At 56.4% G+C, this 20,887-nt stretch carries 17 protein-coding genes; 2 read left to right on the top strand and 15 right to left on the bottom strand.

What is annotated here, in order from left to right; translation table 11 throughout:
* Positions 1-44: 44 nt before the first annotated feature.
* The 5 genes from ACO4XG_RS06735 to ACO4XG_RS06715 form a co-directional block, all read right to left on the bottom strand.
* Entirely contained in the window at positions 45-596 is a 552-nt protein-coding gene (locus ACO4XG_RS06735; protein WP_308508507.1) for an NUDIX hydrolase, read from the bottom strand.
* Between the two features lie 30 nt (positions 597-626).
* Complete coding sequence (locus tag ACO4XG_RS06730; protein ID WP_308508506.1) at positions 627-2,054, bottom strand: hypothetical protein; 1,428 nt, start codon at positions 2,052-2,054, stop codon at positions 627-629.
* A gap of 55 nt (positions 2,055-2,109) precedes the next feature.
* Positions 2,110-2,352: a hypothetical protein gene (locus ACO4XG_RS06725; protein ID WP_308508505.1), complete on the bottom strand. Its 243-nt coding sequence runs from the start codon at positions 2,350-2,352 to the stop codon at positions 2,110-2,112.
* A gap of 424 nt (positions 2,353-2,776) precedes the next feature.
* Positions 2,777-4,051 (bottom strand): diaminopimelate decarboxylase, encoded by a 1,275-nt coding sequence (locus ACO4XG_RS06720; protein ID WP_308508504.1) that lies wholly within the window; start codon positions 4,049-4,051, stop codon positions 2,777-2,779.
* An 11-nt stretch (positions 4,052-4,062) separates the two neighbouring features.
* A complete protein-coding gene (locus ACO4XG_RS06715; RefSeq protein WP_308508503.1) occupies positions 4,063-4,935 on the bottom strand; it encodes a hypothetical protein in 873 nt (290 codons plus the stop codon).
* Positions 4,936-5,168: 233 nt separating this feature from the next.
* Here ACO4XG_RS06715 and ACO4XG_RS06710 point away from each other — a divergent pair, with 233 nt between their 5' ends.
* Positions 5,169-9,509 (top strand): acyl-CoA dehydratase activase-related protein, encoded by a 4,341-nt coding sequence (locus ACO4XG_RS06710; protein ID WP_308508502.1) that lies wholly within the window; start codon positions 5,169-5,171, stop codon positions 9,507-9,509.
* Between the two features lie 91 nt (positions 9,510-9,600).
* Here the strand turns inward: ACO4XG_RS06710 and ACO4XG_RS06705 are convergent, their stop codons facing one another.
* Positions 9,601-10,569 (bottom strand): DUF4097 family beta strand repeat-containing protein, encoded by a 969-nt coding sequence (locus tag ACO4XG_RS06705; protein WP_308508501.1) that lies wholly within the window; start codon positions 10,567-10,569, stop codon positions 9,601-9,603.
* Between the two features lie 71 nt (positions 10,570-10,640).
* Here ACO4XG_RS06705 and ACO4XG_RS06700 point away from each other — a divergent pair, with 71 nt between their 5' ends.
* The gene (locus ACO4XG_RS06700) at positions 10,641-10,958 is read left to right on the top strand and encodes a hypothetical protein (RefSeq protein WP_308508500.1); all 318 of its coding nucleotides are present in this window, start codon (positions 10,641-10,643) and stop codon (positions 10,956-10,958) included.
* A 127-nt stretch (positions 10,959-11,085) separates the two neighbouring features.
* Here the strand turns inward: ACO4XG_RS06700 and ACO4XG_RS06695 are convergent, their stop codons facing one another.
* The 9 genes from ACO4XG_RS06695 to ACO4XG_RS06655 form a co-directional block, all read right to left on the bottom strand.
* Positions 11,086-11,988 (bottom strand): Abi family protein, encoded by a 903-nt coding sequence (locus ACO4XG_RS06695; RefSeq protein WP_308508499.1) that lies wholly within the window; start codon positions 11,986-11,988, stop codon positions 11,086-11,088.
* Between the two features lie 186 nt (positions 11,989-12,174).
* Entirely contained in the window at positions 12,175-13,317 is a 1,143-nt protein-coding gene (gene hgdB, locus ACO4XG_RS06690) for a (R)-2-hydroxyglutaryl-CoA dehydratase subunit beta (protein ID WP_308508498.1), read from the bottom strand.
* Between the two features lie 3 nt (positions 13,318-13,320).
* Positions 13,321-14,808 carry a (R)-2-hydroxyglutaryl-CoA dehydratase subunit alpha gene (gene hgdA / locus ACO4XG_RS06685; RefSeq protein ID WP_308508497.1) on the bottom strand — a complete coding sequence of 496 codons (1,488 nt, stop codon included), beginning with the start codon at positions 14,806-14,808 and terminating at the stop codon, positions 13,321-13,323.
* Positions 14,809-14,835: 27 nt separating this feature from the next.
* Positions 14,836-15,630 (bottom strand): (R)-2-hydroxyglutaryl-CoA dehydratase activase HgdC, encoded by a 795-nt coding sequence (gene hgdC / locus ACO4XG_RS06680; protein ID WP_308508496.1) that lies wholly within the window; start codon positions 15,628-15,630, stop codon positions 14,836-14,838.
* A 37-nt stretch (positions 15,631-15,667) separates the two neighbouring features.
* On the bottom strand, positions 15,668-17,482 hold the full coding sequence (locus tag ACO4XG_RS06675) for an acyl-CoA carboxylase subunit beta (protein WP_308508495.1): 1,815 nt from the start codon (positions 17,480-17,482) through the stop codon (positions 15,668-15,670).
* Positions 17,483-17,530: 48 nt separating this feature from the next.
* Entirely contained in the window at positions 17,531-18,325 is a 795-nt protein-coding gene (gctB, locus tag ACO4XG_RS06670; protein ID WP_009532664.1) for a glutaconate CoA-transferase subunit B, read from the bottom strand.
* 16 nt (positions 18,326-18,341) lie between these two features.
* Positions 18,342-19,373, bottom strand: coding sequence for a glutaconate CoA-transferase subunit A (gene gctA, locus ACO4XG_RS06665; RefSeq protein WP_009532665.1), 1,032 nt, complete (start codon positions 19,371-19,373; stop codon positions 18,342-18,344).
* A 78-nt stretch (positions 19,374-19,451) separates the two neighbouring features.
* Complete coding sequence (locus tag ACO4XG_RS06660) at positions 19,452-20,549, bottom strand: sodium ion-translocating decarboxylase subunit beta (protein WP_485129672.1); 1,098 nt, start codon at positions 20,547-20,549, stop codon at positions 19,452-19,454.
* A gap of 72 nt (positions 20,550-20,621) precedes the next feature.
* Positions 20,622-20,887: biotin/lipoyl-containing protein (locus ACO4XG_RS06655; RefSeq protein WP_308508493.1), on the bottom strand; the 266-nt coding region annotated here is incomplete at its 5' end.

Here is a 20,887-nt window from a genome sequence, read left to right as displayed (position 1 = left end):
ACGCCCCGCTGTTCTTTTTTTTTGCATACGTTCCGTTCGGCGACTCAGCGCCCCTCTCGCAGTTCCTTGACTCTGTAGTAGAGCACCAGATGGACCGCCTGCGCAAAACTGCCGTCCTCGATGGCCCGCCGAAGTTCCTCCTCACCGAGATGTAGATAGACCACACACTCGGTCTCATCGAGTTCCTGTGCGGTGACGGTCTCACAGTCCTCTGCGAGAAAACAGTGCGCGCGACTCGTGCCCATAGTGGGGTTCGCATAGAGACTGCCAAGGTCCGTCCAGCGTGCCGCGACCGAACCGGTCTCCTCGCGGAGTTCCCGCTTGGCGGCGTCGAGCGGCGTCTCGCCCGCCTCAATGCCGCCCGCCGGAAACTCGGTCGTGACTTCGTCGATTCCGACGCGAAACTGTCTCACACAGATATATTTCCCCTGCTTGTCGAGCGCCGCAATCACAACAAAGTCGCGCCCCGTATAGTGGTAAAACGGGGCTACCGTCTTGCCGTTCGGCATGCGGTAAGTTGCCTCCCGAAAATCGACCCATCTGTCCTTCCGGACAATTTTGTCCTCTAATTTTTTCCAGCGAAGATTCTCGTCCATCGTTCTTCTCCTCTCTTCTGATTGGTCCGCTCAGCGCCGACGCCGACTCCGGTGACTCGGCATCCGTGTTTCCACTTCACGGCTTTCCTCCCGCTGCCGCTTCCGGAGCGCAAGTTGCAATCCTTCCCCCGCATTCAGGATCCACTGCAAAAGATAGTTCAGTCCGTAGCAGATGAAAAGCAACACCGTCGGATGCATGCGCTGCGGGAAAAAGAGCCCGAGCAGGCAGTAGACATAGCTGCAGACCGAGAACCAGACAAAGAACCAAATCGTCAGACGGAGTGCCGGGAGCCGGACAGCAAACCAGACCGCCGCAATGCCGAGCAGCGTGCCCGCCGCAAGGAAGGGCAACAACTTCAGCCAGGCACCGCTCTGCAGCGCCGCCCAGACATGATTCAGCGGAATCGACAGCGTCTCGACAAGCTCATCGCCCGCAATCGCGTCCTGCCCTTTGTCCGCCACGCGGTTCAAAAGCTTCGAGAGCAGCGGCAAAATCCAGATCTGAAAGAGCAGCTGATAGCCCGCGTTCAGATTTTTCTCGTACTTGGTGCTCATCTTCACTTCGACCAGCGACAGCGCGCGCGACACAAGCAACGACAAAAAGTAAGAGAGTGCGAGCGCCTGTGCGACGCCGAGCTTTTTCAGCTGATAGAGGCTGCCCTGGTAGCCGTAGACGCTGCTTCCGAAGAAGAGCTTCATCACATCATGGAAGGAGCTGATGCGCCCCGTGAGCCAGGTGATAATCCAGAGCAGTCCGCAGATCAGGGCGAGTAACAGCGTCTGCTCCCGGCTCGCTTTGAGCGAGAGGAGCGGTTTCTTTTTCGGCTCCGCCTTTTTTGCGCTGCCGAACTTCCGGGCCTTCGTCAAAACCTGTAAGAGGACGGCGGAGAGTCCCGCCGCGAGCAGTCCGAGCAGCAACTGCAGCCCGCCGTTGAGGAGCGCCGCATGTCCCGCGAGCCAGATTGCCGCGGAGAGCGCACTTGCAAGCAACGTAGGGAAAAAGTTTCTCAGGCCCAAAACGCGCAGACTCACGAAGAACGGATAGAGGTACAGGAGCGCCGCCGCTACCTGCCACCCGAGCTGCCGGTCCCAGTTTGTTTTCATCCGGAACACGCCCGCCAGCACATCCGCGAGCGAATGCACGAGACTGTCCGTGAAATGCCCCGTCATAAACCACGCCGTCGTAAAGTGATTGTCCAGCAGCGTATACGGGCGCAGGCAGGCAAAGAGATACAGGAAAAAACCGAGCAGCACAAAGCCCGCAAGCTGCAAGGCCCGTGTCTCCCGCACCAGGGCGCCGAGTGCGAGCAACATTGTAAAGAGCAGCTGGAAGAGCAGAATCAACACGAAGAAAAGCAGAAGCATCGCATCCAGCTCACTCTCCGTTCGAAAACTGCGCGCCGCAACGGCCCTCGGCAGGGAGAGTGGCCCGCCGGCCGCCCGCAAACTCCAATACAACAGAAAACATCCCAAAAAAAGAACGGCAGCGCGGAAGCACTGCCGTCTGAGCTGCTCAAGCATGGTCTGCCTCGCCGCCCGTGCGGCTCACCGTATCCTCGCCCATAATGCGGTCAAAATCCTTTTTCTCCGACGAAAAACTCGACGTGCAGCCCGCGCCGCAACTGCCGCAGTTTCCGCAACAGCCGGTGCTGTGCTGATGACTGCCGTGTCTCAGGATAAAGCGGGTGATGAGAACGATTCCCACAAGAATCGCAAGTGCCAACAGAGTGGTATATATATTTGTTCCGTCTGCCATAATACACCTCCTGCGCTTTCGCGCTGTTTCATTGTAGCCCCAATCCAACATTTTGTCATTAAGGATTTCGTAACGTCTGGTCACATAATATTCAGAATAGTTTTCGACAAACTTCAAGCATTATCGCAGCGCTTCTTCTATACTAAATGCATAATAAATGCACAAAGCACGGGAACACTCCCCCGGTTTTGAAACCCCCACCCTAATGGAAAAAGCCTCCGCCGGTAACGGAGGCTTTTTCCATGTCTTTTTTTACCTGAAATCTTTTCTACCGGGCAAACATATTGATTCTTCCGCAATGTTCCCGCAAGAGAGAAAAACTTTTCGCAGGCCTTTTTACGCAAAGCCCCTCCGCAAGAGGGACGGATGGCCCGCTTACCTATGCTTCTCCCCAAACATACTGCCGTTTTTGCCATCGCGCCGTTTATTTCAGATATTTGTCCATGATATTGCAGAAGTCGAAGGTCGCAAAATAGTCCTTCGGCGTCTCGGCGCGGCGAATCAACTGCACGGAACCGCCCTCACGGAGCAGAAGTTCCGCACTCCGAAGCTTGCCGTTATAGTTATAGCCCATCGAGAAACCGTGCGCACCCGTGTCGTGGATGTAGAGATAATCTCCCATCTCGATTTCCGGCAGCTCTCTGCCGATTGCGAACTTGTCGTTGTTCTCGCAGAGAGAGCCCGTGACATCGTAGACATGGTCGAGCGGCGCATCCTCCTTGCCGAGCACGGTAATGTGGTGATAGGCCCCGTACATGGCCGGGCGCATCAGATTCACAGCGCAGGCATCGACCCCGATATACTCTTTGTAGATGTGCTTCTCGTGAATGGCCTTCGTGACGAGTGCGCCGTAGGGTGCCAGCATAAAGCGCCCCATCTCCGCATAGATTGCAACATCGCCGAGCCCCGCAGGTGTCAGAATTTCCTCGTAGACCTTCCGCACCTCACGCCCGATTGTGAGAATGTCGTTTGCCTGCTGCTCCGGACGATAAGGCACGCCGACACCGCCCGAGAGGTTGATGAACGCAATCTCCGCGCCGGTCTCCTCTTTTAAACGCACCGCCTCACGGAACAGGACGCCTGCGAGCTTCGGATAATACTCGTTGGTCGTCGTATTGCTCGCGAGAAAAGCGTGCAGGCCGAAGCGCTTTACGCCCTTCGCCTTCAGAATGCGAAAGGCCTCGGTAATCTGCTCCGGCGTCATGCCGTACTTCGAGTCGCCCGGGTTATCCATGATGCCGTTCGAGAGTTCGAACATACCGCCCGGATTGTAGCGACAACTCATGGTCTCCGGAAGCTGTCCCAGCTCCTCTTCCACGCTCGCGATGTGGGTAATGTCATCCAGGTTAATGATGCCGCCGAGCTTCGCCGCGAGCGCGAACTCACCGGCCGGCGTGTCGTTCGAGGAGAACATAATCTGCTCGCCCGAGAAGCCGCAGGCATCGCTCATCATGAGCTCGGTCTCCGAAGAACAATCCACGCCGCAGCCGTATTCCTGCAAAATCTTTAAAAGGAACGGATTCGGCGTCGCCTTGACCGCAAAGTACTCGCGGAAGCCCTTATTCCAGGAAAACGCCTCCGTGACGCGCGCCGCATTTTCCCGGATGCCGCGCTCGTCGTAGATATGAAACGGCGTCGGGTACGTCTTTGCGATTTCCCGCGCCTGCTCCAGCGTCAAAAACGTCTTTTTCTTCGTCATACAATCTTACCTCACGATTCCAAGTGCTCATGTGTATAGAGATGGTCGCTGCAGTACTCATGGTCCCCCTTGCACTTGGAGCAATACCGAAACTCCAGCTCGGGGTTGGTGAGTTCAGTCCGCCCGCAAACCGTGCAGCGGTGGCGCGCAGTCTTCTCCGGTCCAGCCTCCCTCTTTCGCTTTGCGCCGTCAAGTGGGATAATCTTGGGGCGTGCACTGCCCTGCCGCAGCGCTCCCCCGGCTTTTACGCCCAAGAGACTCTTCAGCGCGCCAGACCAGTGGAGATAGAGCCCCAAATTGAGGAGCGAGAGCAGAATTGCAACCCGACTGCCCGCATTGCCCACAATGAAGTAGTAGAGCTCGATGCCGGCATAGAGTACACCGAGATAGATGGCGCGGACAGGAATCAGTCCCATGATATAAATCCGAAGATCCGGAAAGGTCAGCGCAAAGGCGAGAAAGAGCGATAGGTTCAGGGCGGACGGCGTGATCAGTGCGAAGCCGTGCACCACAAAATTCACGACAAAGGCCGCCGCAATGTGAAACAGAATGCCGAGAAACAAATAGAAGTTAAAGCGGAAGCAGCCCCAGCTCCGCTCCAGCATTCCCCCGATCCAGTAGTAAAAGAACAGCGCCATGAGTCCGTAAACCACAGTTTCTATGAGGTTGTTGCCGACGGTCGGCGGAAACAGGAGCCAGCTGACTAAACGCCAGACCTCCCCCTGCAGAATGGCGCCCGGGTTGAGCGCAAGATAAAGAAGATAGACCGACGGGTTTATAATCCACAGCACAAGTCCTATGGCATAGATTACGGTAAAAATGCGCATCACGTTCGGGATGGCAAAGCGCCCAAGGCGCTTCTCAAGGCGATCCAAGGTATTCATACACCCTCCTTCTGTTAAGAATAGAACTATTATCCGGTAAGAAAGGGGCTTTGTCAAATTGCGTTATCGCTTGCGTGCAGAGCGGCAGCCGCTTCTCTGAACGCACGTTCTCGTTTCTTGTTTTTCCCTATGTGCTGTGCTAGAATGTGTCACTATATATGGTATAATTGTTGTGTATGCGCTGTCACGGCGCAGGCGTCACATCATTGCAACTACTTTGAGGACAGTAAAGTATGGATAAGAAACAATACAGACTGGGCATCGACATCGGTTCCACGACCGTGAAGATTGCCATCTTAGACGAGAAGAACGAAGTGCTCTTCTCGGATTACCAGCGACACTTCGCGAACATTCAGGAGACCCTCGCCCGCCTTCTGGTCGAGGCGCGGGAAAAGCTCGGCGAGATTGATCTGGTGCCGATGATCACGGGATCCGGCGGCCTGACCCTCGCAACCCACTTAAACGTAACCTTCGTGCAGGAGGTCGTCGCGGTCGCGACAGCCTTAAAGGCGATTGCGCCGAAGACCGATGTCGCAATCGAGCTCGGCGGTGAGGACGCAAAGATCATCTACTTCACCGGCGGCATTGACCAGCGCATGAACGGCATCTGCGCGGGCGGCACGGGTTCTTTCATCGATCAGATGGCTTCTCTGCTCCAGACGGATGCCTCGGGTCTCAACGACTATGCGAAGAACTACAAGGCCATTTACCCGATTGCGGCGCGCTGCGGCGTGTTTGCGAAGTCGGACATTCAGCCTCTCATCAACGAGGGCGCAACCCGCGAAGACCTCGCGGCTTCGATTTTCCAGGCAGTTGTGAACCAGACCATCTCCGGCCTTGCCTGCGGCAAACCGATTCGCGGTCATGTCGCCTTCCTCGGCGGTCCGCTCCACTTTCTGCCGGAGTTAAAGAATGCGTTCATCCGCACCCTGAGACTCACCGACGAGTACATCATCGACCCCGATAACTCCCATCTCTTTGCGGCCATCGGCTCGGCCATGAGCGCAGAACAACAGGAGGGCGTCGAAATCACTGCACTCATCACCCGCCTGCAGAAGGGCGTCTCGATGGACCACGAGGTGCAGCGCCTCGCACCGCTCTTCCGGAATGAGGAAGAATACCGCGAATTCGAAGCGCGCCACACCGGCCATTCGGTCAAGTCCGGTGACTTCGAGAGCTACGAGGGCAAGATTTTCCTCGGCATCGACGCGGGTTCCACGACCACCAAGATTGCCCTGATCGGTGAGGACGGACAGCTTCTCTACAAGTTCTATTCGAGCAACGAGGGTTCGCCGCTCACCACCGCGATTCGCGCGGTCGAAGAAATTCAGAAGCGCATGAATCCGAACGCGGAGATTGTCTACTCCTGCTCAACCGGCTACGGCGAGGCGCTCTTAAAAGCCGCCTTCCAGCTCGACGAGGGCGAGGTTGAGACCATTTCGCACTACTATGCCGCTGCCTTTTTTGAACCCGACGTGGACTGTATTCTTGACATAGGCGGTCAAGATATGAAGTGCATCCGAATCAAGGACCACACCGTCGACTCCGTGCAGTTAAACGAGGCCTGCTCGGCGGGCTGCGGTTCCTTCATCGAGACCTTCGCAAAGTCGCTCGGCTACTCGGTGCAGGACTTCGCGAAAGAGGCGCTCTTTGCGAAGAACCCGGTGGACCTCGGCACCCGCTGTACGGTTTTCATGAACTCGAACGTCAAGCAGGCGCAGAAAGAGGGTGCAACCGTCGCCGATATCTCGGCGGGTCTCGCTTACTCTGTCATCAAGAATGCGCTCTTTAAGGTCATCAAGATTGCCGACGCGTCGAGTCTCGGCAAGCACATCGTGGTGCAGGGCGGTACCTTCTATAACGATGCCGTGCTCCGCGCCTTTGAGCGCACCGCGGAGTGTGAGTGCGTGCGCCCCGACATCGCCGGCATCATGGGCGCCTTCGGTGCGGCATTAATCGCGCGCGAGCGCTGGGAGCACCAGCCGACTACCATGCTGCCGCTCGACAAAATCATTGCGCTACAGTATAAGACTGCCATGACGCGCTGTCAGGGCTGTAACAACAAGTGCGTGCTCACCGTGAACCAGTTCGGCGGCGGCCGCCGCTTTATCTCGGGCAATCGCTGCGAGCGCGGTCTCGGCCTGGACCGGAAGAAGAAAGAAGTCCCGAACCTCTTTGACTACAAGATGCACCGCCTCTTTGACATTGAGACACTCTCCGAGGACCGGGCACCGCGCGGTACGATCGGCATTCCCCGCGTGTTGAACCTCTACGAAAACTATCCGTTCTGGGCGGTTTTCTTCCGTGAGCTCGGCTTCCGTGTTGTGCTTTCTCCGGTCTCGACCCGGAAAATCTACGAGCTCGGCATCGAGTCGATTCCCTCGGAGTCGGAGTGCTACCCGGCAAAGATTACGCACGGTCATGTGACCTGGCTCATCAAGAACGGCGTGAAGACCATCTTCTACCCCTGCATTCCCTACGAGCGGGATGAGGAGAACGGCGCCGGCAATCACTACAACTGCCCGATTGTCACGAGCTATGCCGAGAACATCAAGAACAATGTCGAGGAACTTGAGACCGAGCATGTCCGCTTCCTGAGCCCCTTCATGGCCTTTACGAACGAGAAGATTCTCTCTACGCAGCTCGAGAAAATCATGCAGCAGGAGTTCGACATTCCGGCGGCCGAGACCCGCGCCGCGGCACATGCGGGCTGGGGCGAGCTCATTCAGGCGAAGAAGGATGTCGAGGCCGAGGGCGAGCGCGCGGTACAGTGGTGTAAGGACAATAAAAAGCACGGCATTGTCCTCGCGGGCCGTCCCTATCACATCGACCCCGAAATTCACCACGGCATTCCGGACATGATTGCAGGCTTCGGACTTGCGGTTTTAACCGAGGACAGTGTCTCTCACCTCGGCAAAGTGGAGCGTCCGGTTGTGGTCTCCGACCAGTGGATGTACCATTCCCGCCTCTATGCGGCGGCGAGCTATGTGAAGAACACGGACGAGTTGGATCTCGTGCAGCTGAACTCCTTCGGCTGCGGCCTCGATGCAGTCACAACCGACCAGGTCTCCGATATTCTGACAGGCTCCGACAAGATTTACACCGTTCTGAAGATTGACGAGGTCAATAACCTCGGTGCAGCGCGCATCCGCATCCGCTCCCTGATTGCGGCACTCCGCGTCCGCGACCGGAAGCACTACCAGAGAACCGTGAAATCCGCGGCTTATGACCGTGTCCTCTTCACGAAGCAGATGAAGAAGGACAACTATACGATACTCTGCCCGCAGATGTCGCCGATTCACTTCGACCTGCTCGCACCGGCGATTTCGGCTTTCGGCTACAACGTGGTGCTCCTCGACAACGACGACCGCCGCGCGGTCGATATGGGCTTAAAGTACGTGAACAACGACGCCTGCTTCCCCTCGCTCTGCACGATCGGTCAGGTCATGGATGCCCTGCTCTCGGGCAAATACGACCTAAACCGCACTGCAATTTTCATGAGCCAGACCGGCGGCGGCTGCCGCGCTTCAAACTACATCGGCTTTATCCGCCGCGCCCTTGAGAAGGCCGGCATGGGACATATCCCGGTCATCTCGGTCAACGTAGGCAACATGGAGCAGAACCCGGGCTTTAAGGTCACGATTCCGATGGCCATCAAGGCAATTCAGGCGACCGTCTACGGCGATGTCATGATGCGCTGCCTCTACGCGACCCGCCCCTACGAAAAGGTACCGGGCAGCGCGGAGCAGCTCCACAAGAAGTGGCGCGCCATCTGCACCAAGGCGGTCTCCAAGCGGAATCCCGCGATGAACGAGTATCGCCGCATTGTCCGTGCAATTGTCAAGGACTTTGACGAGCTGCCGCGCCGTCCGGTCAAGAAGCCGCGCGTCGGCGTGGTCGGCGAAATTCTGGTCAAGTTCTCGCCGCTCGCAAACAACCACATTGTGGATCTTCTGGAGCGCGAGGGTGCCGAGGCTGTCATGCCGGACCTCCTCGACTTCATGTACTACTCCTTCTACAACTTAAACTTCAAGGCCGAGAACCTCGGCTTCTCGAAGAAGGGCGCTTTCCTCTGCAATGTGGGCATTAAGCTCATGGACTGGTTCCGCGCGGACGCAAAGGCAGCCCTCCGGAAGAGCAAACACTTCACCGAGCCCGGAGACATCCGCCACATGGCGGAGACCAGCTCCAAGTTCGTATCGCTCGGCAATATGACGGGCGAGGGCTGGTTCCTGACCGGTGAGATGTTAGAGCTCATTGAGAGCGGCGTAAAGAACATCGTCTGCACCCAGCCCTTCGGCTGCCTCCCGAACCATGTGGTCGGCAAGGGCGTGATCAAGCAGCTCCGCGCTTCCTATCCGGATGCGAACATCATTGCGGTCGACTACGACCCGGGTGCGTCCGAAGTGAACCAGTTAAACCGCATCAAGCTCATGCTCGCCATGGCGCAGAAAAACCTGCAGGGCGGTTCCTGTGCGACAAGTACCGAACCCCCTGAGGCGCCCGCCTCCTCCTGCGGTTGCGGCGGTCACGGCCACAGCGGCGGCTCCTGCGGCTGCTCGCACTGCGGTTAATGTTCCCGCGATGGACTTGCTCCCGTAAACCGAAAAACACCTCCGAAGCTTCCGCTTCGGAGGTGTTTTTTGATACCGTTATCATTTCCGCTCACTGAATGCCGCTGATTGTGACATTGCCCATTTCACTGCGAAGCAACAGGCGCTTGCCGCTGTTGCCGCGCTGTAGGAACTTGCTGTCCACGACCGCGCCCTGCGAGCGCACTGTCCCCTGCTCGGTCCGCGCAAAGCAATTAAAATCTGCGAGCGGCTCTGCGAGTGTGACTGTCAGATTCGAGAGTTCGGCATCTGCCTTAAAGTCATTTGTACGAAGCGCATCCGCGCGAAGTTCTCCCGCTGTCAGACTGAGCAGCGCGCGCTGCACAGTCACCGTCTGCAGCGTCACATCGCCGAGCTCTGCGGAAACCGTCAGACTGTCCGCATTTACACCCGTGATTGTCAAATCTCCGGCGCCGAGCGTAAAGCTGAGCGTCCCTAAGTTGGTGCCGCGCGGCACCGCAATGCGGAGCAGCTTGCCCGCCGTTCCGCTCTCCTTTACATAGAGCGTATCATTCTCGTGGTCTTCTGTCTGCAGCGCCGGTTCGCCATCGTAGTCAAAGTGAAAGTTGCCGTCAATGCTCTCCGCGAGTTCAACCGAGAGGCTGTCGCCCTCAACCGTCAGATTCCGGAAACGGCGCGCCAAGGTCTGCGGCGTCTCGGCTGCCGTGCTCTCTGTCGCCGTCGTCTCGGCTGCCGCATTCTCAGCGCTGCTCTCGACAGCTGCGAGTGTCTCACCGTCGGCTGCGGTCTCGGCTACGCTCTCTCCGCCCGCGGACTCTCCCCCTGCGAGCTGCTCTGCGCCGCTCTCGGTCTCTCCGGGCGCTTCCGCCGTGCTCTCTTCTCCGCTCTCCGTCGCATTGCTCTCGCTTGCGCGACTCTCCGCCGTGCCGCTCTCCGCTGCCGTCGTGCTCTCTGCCCTGCTCTCCGGGCGCGAAAAGCGCTCCGCAAACGAGGAACAGCCAGCCAAAAGCAGAAGGCTTCCGCCGAGCGCCGCGAGCAGCGCGCACATCCTTTTTTTCATCTGAAATCCTCCCAAACGGTACCTGAATTGTGATCGCCTTCAATTATCCAGTATGCCGAAAAAGAGGGCATATGTCAATTGACAGGAAGAACTGCTGTCTCTATACTGATACTATGAAAAGAAAATATCTCTCACCGAAAATTCAAAGTGCACATTTTGAGACAGAAAGCGATTCGATTTTCATCGACATCGTTCGCATGATGTTTCCGACTCTCAGTACGCTGGCTATTAGTAAATTGGCCGGATTCAACTTATTGGGCGACATCGTATCGATTGCCTATGCAGTGTATACCCTGCGCTTATTATGGCAGAACCGTCACGCCGAGAGTCCGACGAGCGCAGTTACCTTACAGATAGGTCGTGACATCCGCAAGCTGTTCGGCATCTGATATCCCGCTTGCCAACGCTTAACCGAAACAAAAAGACACAGCCGAGACGGTTGTGTCTTTTTGTGATGCCTCCATGTTTTTGTATTATCTTATCAACATACGTTCGGTTTTTAGTCTGCCGCCATAACTATTGTTCCTCATTATTGTCTTTTTGAATTCTGATTTCCCAATCATCAGGAAATCCAATGTGCTTCCGTTCGATAACCCCTTGATACGCATTCATCAGTTCCTTCACCATAGAAGCTACACTCTGATTCCAATCTTCCGAATCCGGATAAAGCTCTTTTAGAACACAGATAACTCCCCACAGCTTTCTTTTAGCGTCCTCTGACAAACCCGCAACTCCTCTGGGAATGGCTGTAAACGTCCTAAAGTAGAGACGATCATAATGCGCACAGAGATTTCTAAGATCCGTACAGCATCTAAGCCAGCTGTCCATCATTTTGTCATTGACGCTCGGATAATACGCTCTCACAAAGCTCTTTTTGTCACCTGTCTTTAAATCTCCGTAAAAGTATGCCGTCATTCCGAATGTAAAGAAACCAACAACAACCCATAGCGGAAAAGCACTCCCATACCGTTCATTGTGATGCTTGACAATAAGGCTGTTTTGCTGATGAGCAATCTCCTTATGTATCTTCTCTAGAAAAACCTCATGCTTATGCTTTCTGCCAAAGCTCTCTGCCTGATAATATCCGATAGGCCCATATCGCTCAGGCGCTGCATGAAAGTGAGCAAGAGCCGCTTTCAAACTCACTTCTATGACTTCTATGCTCTGAAACAGTATGCTTCTGAGTTTTCGATCGAATTCGTAAATCTGATAGACTTTCTCAATACAAGTCCCTTCTTGATACAGATCGGAACCTTCCATCCTGAAAGGCAAGAGATATCCCGTTAACCGGTAATACCCGATTCTTTTCAGAATGTTCTCACAACATTTATCATCCTTAATCCGGCAATTCCGCTGGCGCAAGCGCTCTATCTGTTCCTGATAAGTCAGAAACGGCTTACTCCTTCTCTCATCCTGCATGGGGTGGATTCTCTCCATATATCGGCTCAATATATAAAAATGTCCCCCCTGGGTCACTTCAGCGAGAGGTGCGGGGGGTCCTTACGCCATTATTATAATAATAATATTGACATTATTCAAGTATAACTCCTTCTGTAAAAAAAACCGCCGAGGCCAAAGCCTCGGCGGGGGGGTGCATAGGATCGATTACAGCGAGAGCACGTCCGCAAACGCCTGGATTGCGGTCTGTGCCTGACCGAAGTCTCTCATCTGCTGGTCAATGCCCAGCTTGATGTGCGGGATACCCGCATCGTCCAGAGCCTTCTTGAGGTACGGATACTCCATCTCCTCCGGATCGCAGAACTGCTGCATGAAGAGCACCAGACCCTGAGCGCCGCTCTTCTTCACAAGCTCTGCAACGAACTCGCCACGGCGATTCTTTGCGGACTGCGGATCGTAGAGCAGGATATCGTGGTCGCGGTTTGCGAACTGCACGGCGAGGTCTCTGACCGGATCGTCGGTTTCCGGCGCATCGGTCTTGAAGAAACGGCTCTCGTGCGCGACATCGTCCGCTGCGATTGCAATATGGTTGTCGTCGAAAATCTGCAGAAGCTTCGGGTTGTCGCAGATGATACCGCTCGTCACAACCTTGCTGCCCGTCCACTTTGCAGCCGGCAGCTTCTCAAGCTCTGCATTGAGCTCTTCGAGAAGCGGGGTATACTCGCTCTTTGCCATGAACCACGCGGACTTCAGCACCTGCATTCTCTTGACTGCCGTAATCACATCGCAGTGCTCGCTTGCGAGCTCCACAAAACGGCGCGCCGCACGGCGGTAACGGTTGTAGAGCTTGATGCTCGCCTGGAGTGCCTCCGGCGTAATTGCCTTCGAAGCAATCTTCTCAAGCTGGCGCTTGACCTCGTGATACTGGTCCATCGTGAACTGCAGTCCCCACTCCGCGAAACGGTTCTGCGGATGTGCAAGGAAGATGGTCGGCATCTTGCCGCCCATTGCCACGCGGATGTTCTGGGACATCGGGCGCAGCGTATCGCAGATGGTCGGCGTAATCACGCCGTCCAGTTCATCGAGGGTGCCGTTTAACAGCATCTCGAGACCCAGCTGTGCGATCGTGCAGTAGAACGTCGCGCAGTACTCCTTTGCCATGCTGATGGTCTGGTCGTTTGCACCCCAGACGCCCATCGGCACCATGCCTGCCGCATCGACAAGCTCTTCCGGCGCATAGTACGGAAGCACGCCGATGACCTTCTTGCCCTCTGCCTTATACTTCTTCAGCTGCGCCTTCGGATGTGCGGAGACCGCTGCAAACTTGTCTAACAATGCCTCGATGCTCATGCCTTACGCCTCCTTTGTCTCGTTGTTCTTCTCGTTTGCTTCCATTGCTTCCATGAGACCCTGGACTCTGGTCTCGTACTGCGCCGCATTGAAGTTACGCGGGTCAGCCTGGTCGCCGTCAAAGCCTGCGGTCGGAACACCGAGGTCCTTCGTAAAGCGTCTCTGCATCTCTGCCATATAGCCGGACCACGGCTTGCAGGAGCGGTTGTAGTGCACCAGAACGCCGTCGACCTTGTTGTCGCGGCAGATGCCCTCTCTCCACGCCACGCCCTGCTCAATGCAGACCGAGTTCGGCGCCTTGTAGTACGCTCTTGCCATGCCGTCCATGTCCTTGTAGACAAAGCCGAATGCCGGCGCATACACGACTGCCGTGACGTTGATGCCGTTCTCCTTCAGCGGCTTGAAAAGCTGCGGGAGTTTCGGCCAGCACGGAATGCCCTCGAACATGATGCGCTTCTTCTCCGGGAACGGAAGCGTCGTCGTGCCTTCCTTCACATTCTCCTCGAGGTCGCGCGCGAGCTGCTCGAATGCCTCTGCGGTCTCAACCTTGCCGCGTGCGGTAACGATATCCGCCATGTGGTTGAAGAGGTCAAAACCGGACATCGGCGCCGGCTTGTACTGGAGGTAGTCACAGACCTTGAGCCATGCCGTTGCCGAACGGTTTGCATTTGCACAGGCCTGCTCGAACTTCTTCTCGTCGAACTTCTTGCCGGAAATCTGCTCGAGCTGCTTGATTGCCGCATCGAACTGTGCGCGCACATACTTGACCTTGGAATCATCGACCTCGACATCGTTGTTGTACGGAATGTCGATCATGATGAGCGGGATGTTGTGAATGCGGGCAATGTTCTCATACCACTTGGTCATGCAGTTGCAGATGTTGTTGCAGCAGAGGACAAAGTCGGGCATCGGCATGAGGTTCTGACGGATCGGCTTCAATGCCTTTAAGCGCATTTCCTTCTCCGGGCCGTCCGGAAGCGCCTCGATCTCGTTGATGTTCACGAGCTCCTCGTACGGAACCTGGGTCTTCGGATCCTTCTTCGGCTTGCCGGTCTCGGGATCGATGACCACATTGCCGTTCTCATCCTTTAACGGCTTGCCGCTTGCCGGGTTGATGATGAACTCGCCCGTTGCCGGATCAAACTTTCTGCCGACGCGGAAGCCCTCTGCATACGCAAGGCTGATACGGGTATAACCGCAGATATCGTTGTCATACCCCATATCCTCCGCCGCCTGACAGAGCATTTCGCCGTCGCGGTTTGCCGCGATACCCGCTGCCTGGTTCTCCGGATAGACAACCTTCAGATCGAATGCCTCTGCGAGCTCGCAGGGGAACTTGGAGGAAGACCAGCCCACCGGCTCACCGCGCTTCTTTGCCTCTCTCGCCTGCTCGTAGACATCGTCCACGACTTTACGGAGTGCAAGGACGCCGGGGCTCACTTTCTTCTTTGCCGGCTTCTTCGCTTCCGTGTTCTTTACTTCTTCTGCCATTTCAATCGCCTCTTTTCTAAATATGGCTTATGCCTTGGCGTGCTTTAACGCGCCCTGATATGCAAACAGTGCCGCGCCGAGCGCACCGTTGTACTGTGTGAGCGGGGAAGTCTTGATCTCACAGCTCAACTGCTCCTCCAAAGCCTTCACCACGCCGTGGTTCTGTGCGACACCGCCCGTCATGACGACATCCGGTACAAGACCCACGCGGTGCACAAGTCCTGCGACTCTGCCCGCAATCGCTCTGTGGATACCTGCGATGATGTCCCGCTTGTCGGTGCCCTGCGCGAGCTGGCTGATGACCTCGCTCTCCGCAAAGACTGTGCAGGTCGAGCTGATACCGATGCGCTTCGTGGACTCCGCCGAGAGCGTCTCGAGGTCCTCAATGTTGACCTCCAGAACCCGCGCCATGACATCCAGGAAGCGTCCCGTTCCCGCCGCGCATTTGTCATTCATCTGGAAATTGACCATCGCGCCGTTCTCGATCTTCAAGACCTTCACGTCCTGGCCGCCGATGTCAATGACGGTGTGCACCTTCGGAAACAGGAAAAACGCACCCTTTGCGTGACAGGAGAGCTCACTCATCTGCTTGTCCGCAATACCTTCAAGGGAGTTGCGGCCGTAGCCGGTTGCGAGCGTGTAGTCCATGTCCTCGCGCGTCTTGCCCGCATTCTTCAGAACCTCCTCGATGGCGCGCTGAGGACCGGATGTACCGGTCCCCACGCTCACCAAGGATTTCGATACGATTTCCTTGCCGTCCTTTAGCATGATGCACTTGGAGGCAGTGGAACCGACGTCAATACCCAACGTGTAAATTGCCATAAAATTCTAACCTTCTAAACTTCTTTGCGAATGAGAATTAAGCCTTTGCTCCCGCGGTTTTCGCGTTCTGGCCGTTCTCATCATAGTCCTTGATAATTCTCGGGAGAATCATCTGGTGAACCGGGCAAATGGACTTCGGATTCTGGTAAGCAGCATCCGCAAATGCCACGACATAGTTTCTGATCTTCGGCATATCGACGATCTCATCGACCAAACCTGCCTTTGCGCAGTAAGCCGGGGTCGAGGTATCGATATAGTGCTGAATCAACTGGTTCATCTTGTCGATGGTGCCCTGGAGATCCTTGCCCGAATCCTGGTCCTTCACGAGACGGCGGCTGTACATAGCGCCTGCTGCGGTCTTACCGTACATGACGTTGATCTCGGTTGCAGCCGTACCGATCGAGAAGACATTGTTGTCATTGCCCTGCGGGCCGCCGAGCACGTAGTGTGCCGCTGCGGTACCCTTGCGGAGCGTAATCTCGAACATCGGGAGCTTCGTGGACTGGATCGAGTAGATCAAGCTCTGGCCGAGACCAAGCAGCTCTGCTTTCTCTGCCTCATTGTCGACATCGATACCGGTCGTATCCTGTACCCAGATGATCGGGAGACGGTCACGGCCGCAGAGGGTCACGAACTCGTTCATCTTGATCAGGCCCTGGCGATAGAGCTTGCCGCCCATACCCATAGCGCCCTTGCCTCTGTACTCCGGATAGTTCGGGTAGCCCTGCATTGCGAGCACACCCTGACGGTTCGCGACGACACCGACCGGAAGGCCGTTGACCTTCGCGATACCGGTGATCATCTCCGGGCCGTAGTCCTTCTTGTACTCCATGAACTCGCCGCCGTCGATGAGTGCCTTCAGGACATTGTACATGTCATAGGTGCGGCGGGTGTTGCGCGGAACGATGTCGTAGAGCTCCTCGCCCTGGATGGCCGGAGCCTTCGGCGTATCGACCCGGAAGAACTCCGGATTGAATGCCGGCATGTAGTCCATATACTTCTTGATGGAATCCAGAACGCCGAACTCCTCCGCATAGACCTCGCGGAAGAAACCGGTCACGTTGTAGTGGATGGAGACGGAGCCCGGCGGGTCGTTCTTCATCTTTCTGGTCGCATCGATCATGCCCTGTGCACCCTCGAGGTCAACGTACGGCTTCGAATCCATGCCGCCGACAATGCCTGCGCCGCCGACTGCCATGTTTGCCTTCTCGTGCGCAATCAGCACGGTCGGGGAAATTGCGTGATAGCCGCCGCCGGCCGGGTTCGTGCCGTAGATGCCGACAATGACCGGAACGCCGAGCTGGTTGAGCTCCGAGTTGCGGTAGAACGGCGTGCCGCCGCCTCTGCGGTTCGGATAAACCTTCTCCTGCTCGTCGAGCTTAACGCCGGAGCAGTTCAGGATATAGACCAGCGGAATGCCGAGCATCTTCGCCGTGTCGGAGCCGCGGAGCAGGTTGTCCGCCTGACCGGGAACCCAAGCGCCCGCCATCTTCTTGTTGTCGGAGGCGATGATGACAGCCCACTTGCCGTTGATGCGGCCAAGACCCTTGACAATGCCGGTCGAGACAATGCCGATCTTCTCCTCTGCGTTATCCTCCGGGTTGTAGAGCGTGTTGAGCGGGCAAAACGTGCCCTCGTCAACGAGCTGATTGATTCTCTCGAGTGCCGTGTACTGGCCCTTCGCGTGAATCTTGTCATCCGGCGTGCCCGCAGAGAGAAGCTTCTCTGCGCGGGCGTGGATATCCTGCTCGACTTCCTTTAACTCTTTCACGTTCTCCGGATTCGGTTTTGCAGCCGGCACATTCAGAACTTTCATGTTCTGGAAGTAGCGCGGCATGGTGTAATTGCTCATTTTAAATCTCTCCTTAAAAGTGAGTTAACTGGTGGCTGAACTCTTCGCTTACTGCTTCGGAACCTTGATGAACGCCTGGCCGGGATCGATCTCCTCGCGGATCAGCTTGATGATCTCCGGGCTCGGTCCCTCCATGAGCTTTGCTCTGGACACATCGACATCAAAGCCGGTGTTCTCCTTGACCATTTCCGGGCTGGAGAAGGGATAGTAGTACGCGAGGTACATTCTCTTGGTCTCCTCGTCGAACTTCATGATGCCGAGATCCGTGACGACCATCTGCGGGCCTCTGTTGCCCGGAAGACCGGCTCTCTCTCTGCCGCCGGGGCCGTCCATCCAGCCCGGGCTCGTGACATAGTCGATCTTGTCCATGAATCTTCTCTTCTGGTGCTGCATCATGATGACCGTATTGCAGTAGGTCGCGATGCCGTTTGCACCGCCGGAGCCCGTGAAACGGGTCTTCGGGTTGTTGTAGTCGCCGATGCAGGTCGAGTTCACGTTGCCGTAGGGATCGATCTGCGCGCCGCCGATGAACGCAATCAGGCGCTCCTCGCCGTGCAGCCACTCATTTGCCTCGAAGCCGACAAAGCGGATGTTCGGCCACTGCACCGCGCAGTGTGCCATGAAACGGAGATCACCGACCGAACGCGGCACCTCGACCGGATCGCAGTCCATGAGACCGCTCTCCACAATCGGATGGCAGGACGGGCAAACCACGCGCTTCGCAAGGGAAGCGCCGATGAGCGGAAGTCCGGTTCCGACGATGACAATCTGATTCTCCTGAATATTCTTTGCAATGGCGTAAGCCTGCATCTCCTGCTTGGTATAATTCGTGTAATCAGCCATGTCTCTCTCCCCTCCTTTATCGCTTCGCGTAGCCGAGTCCCGGAATGACCTTCAGGCTCGCGAGGTGCGCGCCGCCGATCTTGTCCAGAACATCGTTGTTGTCCTTGCAACTGTAAACCCACTTGTCCAGATAATCGCGGAAGGTCTCCGGATTGACCGGTGCCGTGTACGGCAGGCCTTTCTTCTCGGCCTTCTCCTTCTCCTTTGCGATCTGGCGCTCTGCGTCTTCCTTATCCTGGTACTTCGAAGCCTTGTCGTACTCCTTCAGAGCCTTGTCATCGCAGTCATAGTAATTGTAGCACTGGGACGGCCAAGCGCCGAACGGCACATGCACAACCGCGTTGACGCACTCGCCGAAGACCTTGTTCTGCGACGGCTCCTGGCGGATGTACTCGTTGCTTACCAGTTCCTCGCAGGTCACGATGACCTTTCTCGCCGCGACAGCGACATCGACATCGTGGAACTCATCGCCCTCAATCACGCAGGTACCGTCCGGGGACGCCTTCTGCACGTGGATGATGGCGGTGTCAAGCTGCGGGGTCGGAACCGCAACGACCTTCTCGCCCGGGTTGAAGGGATTCTCAACATAAGCAAACTTTAAATTGGTCAGCTTGTCGAGGGTCTGTCTCTTCTCCTCCGAGATGCCCCAGAAATCCGTGAGACCGGAACCCTGCATGAGGCGCACCGGAAGGTACGGAAGACCGAGGGAAGCAGCATGGAGCTGCAGCATCAGCACGTCCTGCGAGTAGTCCTCGTAGGTCAGGGTGCCTGCCTCGATCGCAGCGCGGAAGCGGCGGGACACGTTCGTGTAGCCGGAGTTCGCGGTGTAGCAGTTGATGTATGCCTTGACGCGGCCCTCGCCGATCATCATGTCCCAGTCACCGCCTGCCGGGCCTGCCCAAACAGTAAAATCGGTCTGTCCCTGGCGAAGGATCTCGAAAACAGCCGCATAGGGCTTCCGGTTCGTTGTAAATCCGCCGAAGCAAATTGCATCTCCGCTCTCGACATACTTTGCAACAGCATCATGTAAACTCATTACTTTATTCAAGGTAATGTCCTCCTTTCTCGAAACACCAAAACGATTTTGTTCTTGCCTGTATTGCCTCTGTTTCTATTACAAAACGACTCAGTGCGCGAAGAAAGTCAGGAAGAATCCTGCCGCAACCGCAGAGCCGATGACGCCTGCCACGTTCGGTCCCATTGCATGCATCAAGAGGAAGTTGGTTCTGTCCGTCTTGGAACCGACCGTCTGGGACACACGCGCCGCCATCGGGACAGCCGAAACGCCTGCCGAACCGATGAGCGGGTTGATCTTGCCGCCGGTGACGGCATAGAGAATCTTACCGAATACCACGCCGCCGAACGTCGAGAAGCTGAATGCCGCAAGACCCATGACGACAATTGCGAGCGTCTGCGGGCGAAGGAAGAGCTCGCCGCGCGCCGTTGCACCGACCGAAAGGCCGAGGAAGATGGTGCAGATGTTGCAGAGTGCGTTCTGCGCGACATCCGAAAGTCTCTCAACCACGCCGCACTCGCGGAACAGGTTGCCGAGCATCAGCATGCAGAGCAGCGGTGCGACATCCGGGAGCAGCAGGGACACGAGGCAGGCAACGAGGATCGGGAAGATAATCTTCTCGGCCTTCGAGACCTTTCTGAGCTGCTTCATCTTGACGCGACGCTCCTTGTCCGTCGTCAGGAGATTCATGATCGGCGGCTGAATCAGCGGAATCAGCGCCATGTAGCTGTACGCCGCGACCGCAATCGGTGCGACCAGCTCGGGAGCGAGATTGTTTGCGACATAGATAGCGGTCGGACCGTCAGCGCCGCCGATGATGCCGATTGCAGCAGCCTGCTGCGGGGTGAAAAGGCCGGTCGCATTCGCAAAGATGAATGCGCAGTAGATACCGAGCTGTGCAGCCGCGCCGAGCAGCAGCGAAATCGGGTTTGCAATCAGCGGACCGAAGTCCGTCATTGCGCCGACTGCAAGGAACATCATGCAGGGGAAGAAGCTGGACTTAACACCCATGTACATAACGCCGAGAACGCCGGCATCGTACCAGTGGTCGAGCTGATAGAAATATTCGAAGGTGCCGGAGTGCGGCAGGTTCGACATGAAGATACCAAAGGAGATCGGGAGCAGCAGAAGGGGCTCAAACTGCTTTACGATCGCGAGATACATCAGAATGAACGAGATCACCAGCATGACAAGCTGCTGCCAGGTCATCGTTGCATATCCGGAACTCTTGAGCAGTCCCTCAACGATAGTTATAAGATTCACTGCGTGTTCCTCCTTCGCTTAGTTCAACGTGCCCATGACCTGGTCGGTATCCACCGTGTCACCCGTCTTCACGTTGATCGAAGCGACCGTACCGTCAACCGGTGCCACAATCTCATTCTCCATCTTCATTGCCTCGAGGACGAACATGGTCTGGCCTGCGCTGACCTTGTCGCCGACATTGACTTTGACGCCGAGCACGGAGCCGGGCATCGGGCTGGTCACGGACGTGCCGCCGGGCGCTGCCTTTGCAGCCGGTGCTGCCGCTGCCGGAGCCGGAGTCGCCG

This window comes from Stomatobaculum sp., assembly GCF_057248925.1.
Note: the sequence above shows the minus strand (reverse complement) of the source record. Positions and strands in the feature narration are given on the sequence as shown.

Coding starts and splice junctions, on each gene's coding strand:
- ACO4XG_RS06705 (WP_308508501.1), bottom strand. CDS start 10,569: ATGAAAAAAAGGATGTGCGCGCTGCTCGCGGCGCTCGGCGGAAGCCTT.
- ACO4XG_RS06735 (WP_308508507.1), bottom strand. CDS start 596: ATGGACGAGAATCTTCGCTGGAAAAAATTAGAGGACAAAATTGTCCGG.
- ACO4XG_RS06675 (WP_308508495.1), bottom strand. CDS start 17,482: ATGAGCAATTACACCATGCCGCGCTACTTCCAGAACATGAAAGTTCTG.
- ACO4XG_RS06720 (WP_308508504.1), bottom strand. CDS start 4,051: ATGACGAAGAAAAAGACGTTTTTGACGCTGGAGCAGGCGCGGGAAATC.
- ACO4XG_RS06725 (WP_308508505.1), bottom strand. CDS start 2,352: ATGGCAGACGGAACAAATATATATACCACTCTGTTGGCACTTGCGATT.
- gctB (WP_009532664.1), bottom strand. CDS start 18,325: ATGGCTGATTACACGAATTATACCAAGCAGGAGATGCAGGCTTACGCC.
- ACO4XG_RS06660 (WP_485129672.1), bottom strand. CDS start 20,549: ATGACCTGGCAGCAGCTTGTCATGCTGGTGATCTCGTTCATTCTGATG.
- hgdA (WP_308508497.1), bottom strand. CDS start 14,808: ATGGCAGAAGAAGTAAAGAACACGGAAGCGAAGAAGCCGGCAAAGAAG.
- ACO4XG_RS06695 (WP_308508499.1), bottom strand. CDS start 11,988: ATGCAGGATGAGAGAAGGAGTAAGCCGTTTCTGACTTATCAGGAACAG.
- ACO4XG_RS06715 (WP_308508503.1), bottom strand. CDS start 4,935: ATGAATACCTTGGATCGCCTTGAGAAGCGCCTTGGGCGCTTTGCCATC.
- ACO4XG_RS06700 (WP_308508500.1), top strand. CDS start 10,641: ATGTCAATTGACAGGAAGAACTGCTGTCTCTATACTGATACTATGAAA.
- ACO4XG_RS06710 (WP_308508502.1), top strand. CDS start 5,169: ATGGATAAGAAACAATACAGACTGGGCATCGACATCGGTTCCACGACC.
- hgdB (WP_308508498.1), bottom strand. CDS start 13,317: ATGAGCATCGAGGCATTGTTAGACAAGTTTGCAGCGGTCTCCGCACAT.
- hgdC (WP_308508496.1), bottom strand. CDS start 15,630: ATGGCAATTTACACGTTGGGTATTGACGTCGGTTCCACTGCCTCCAAG.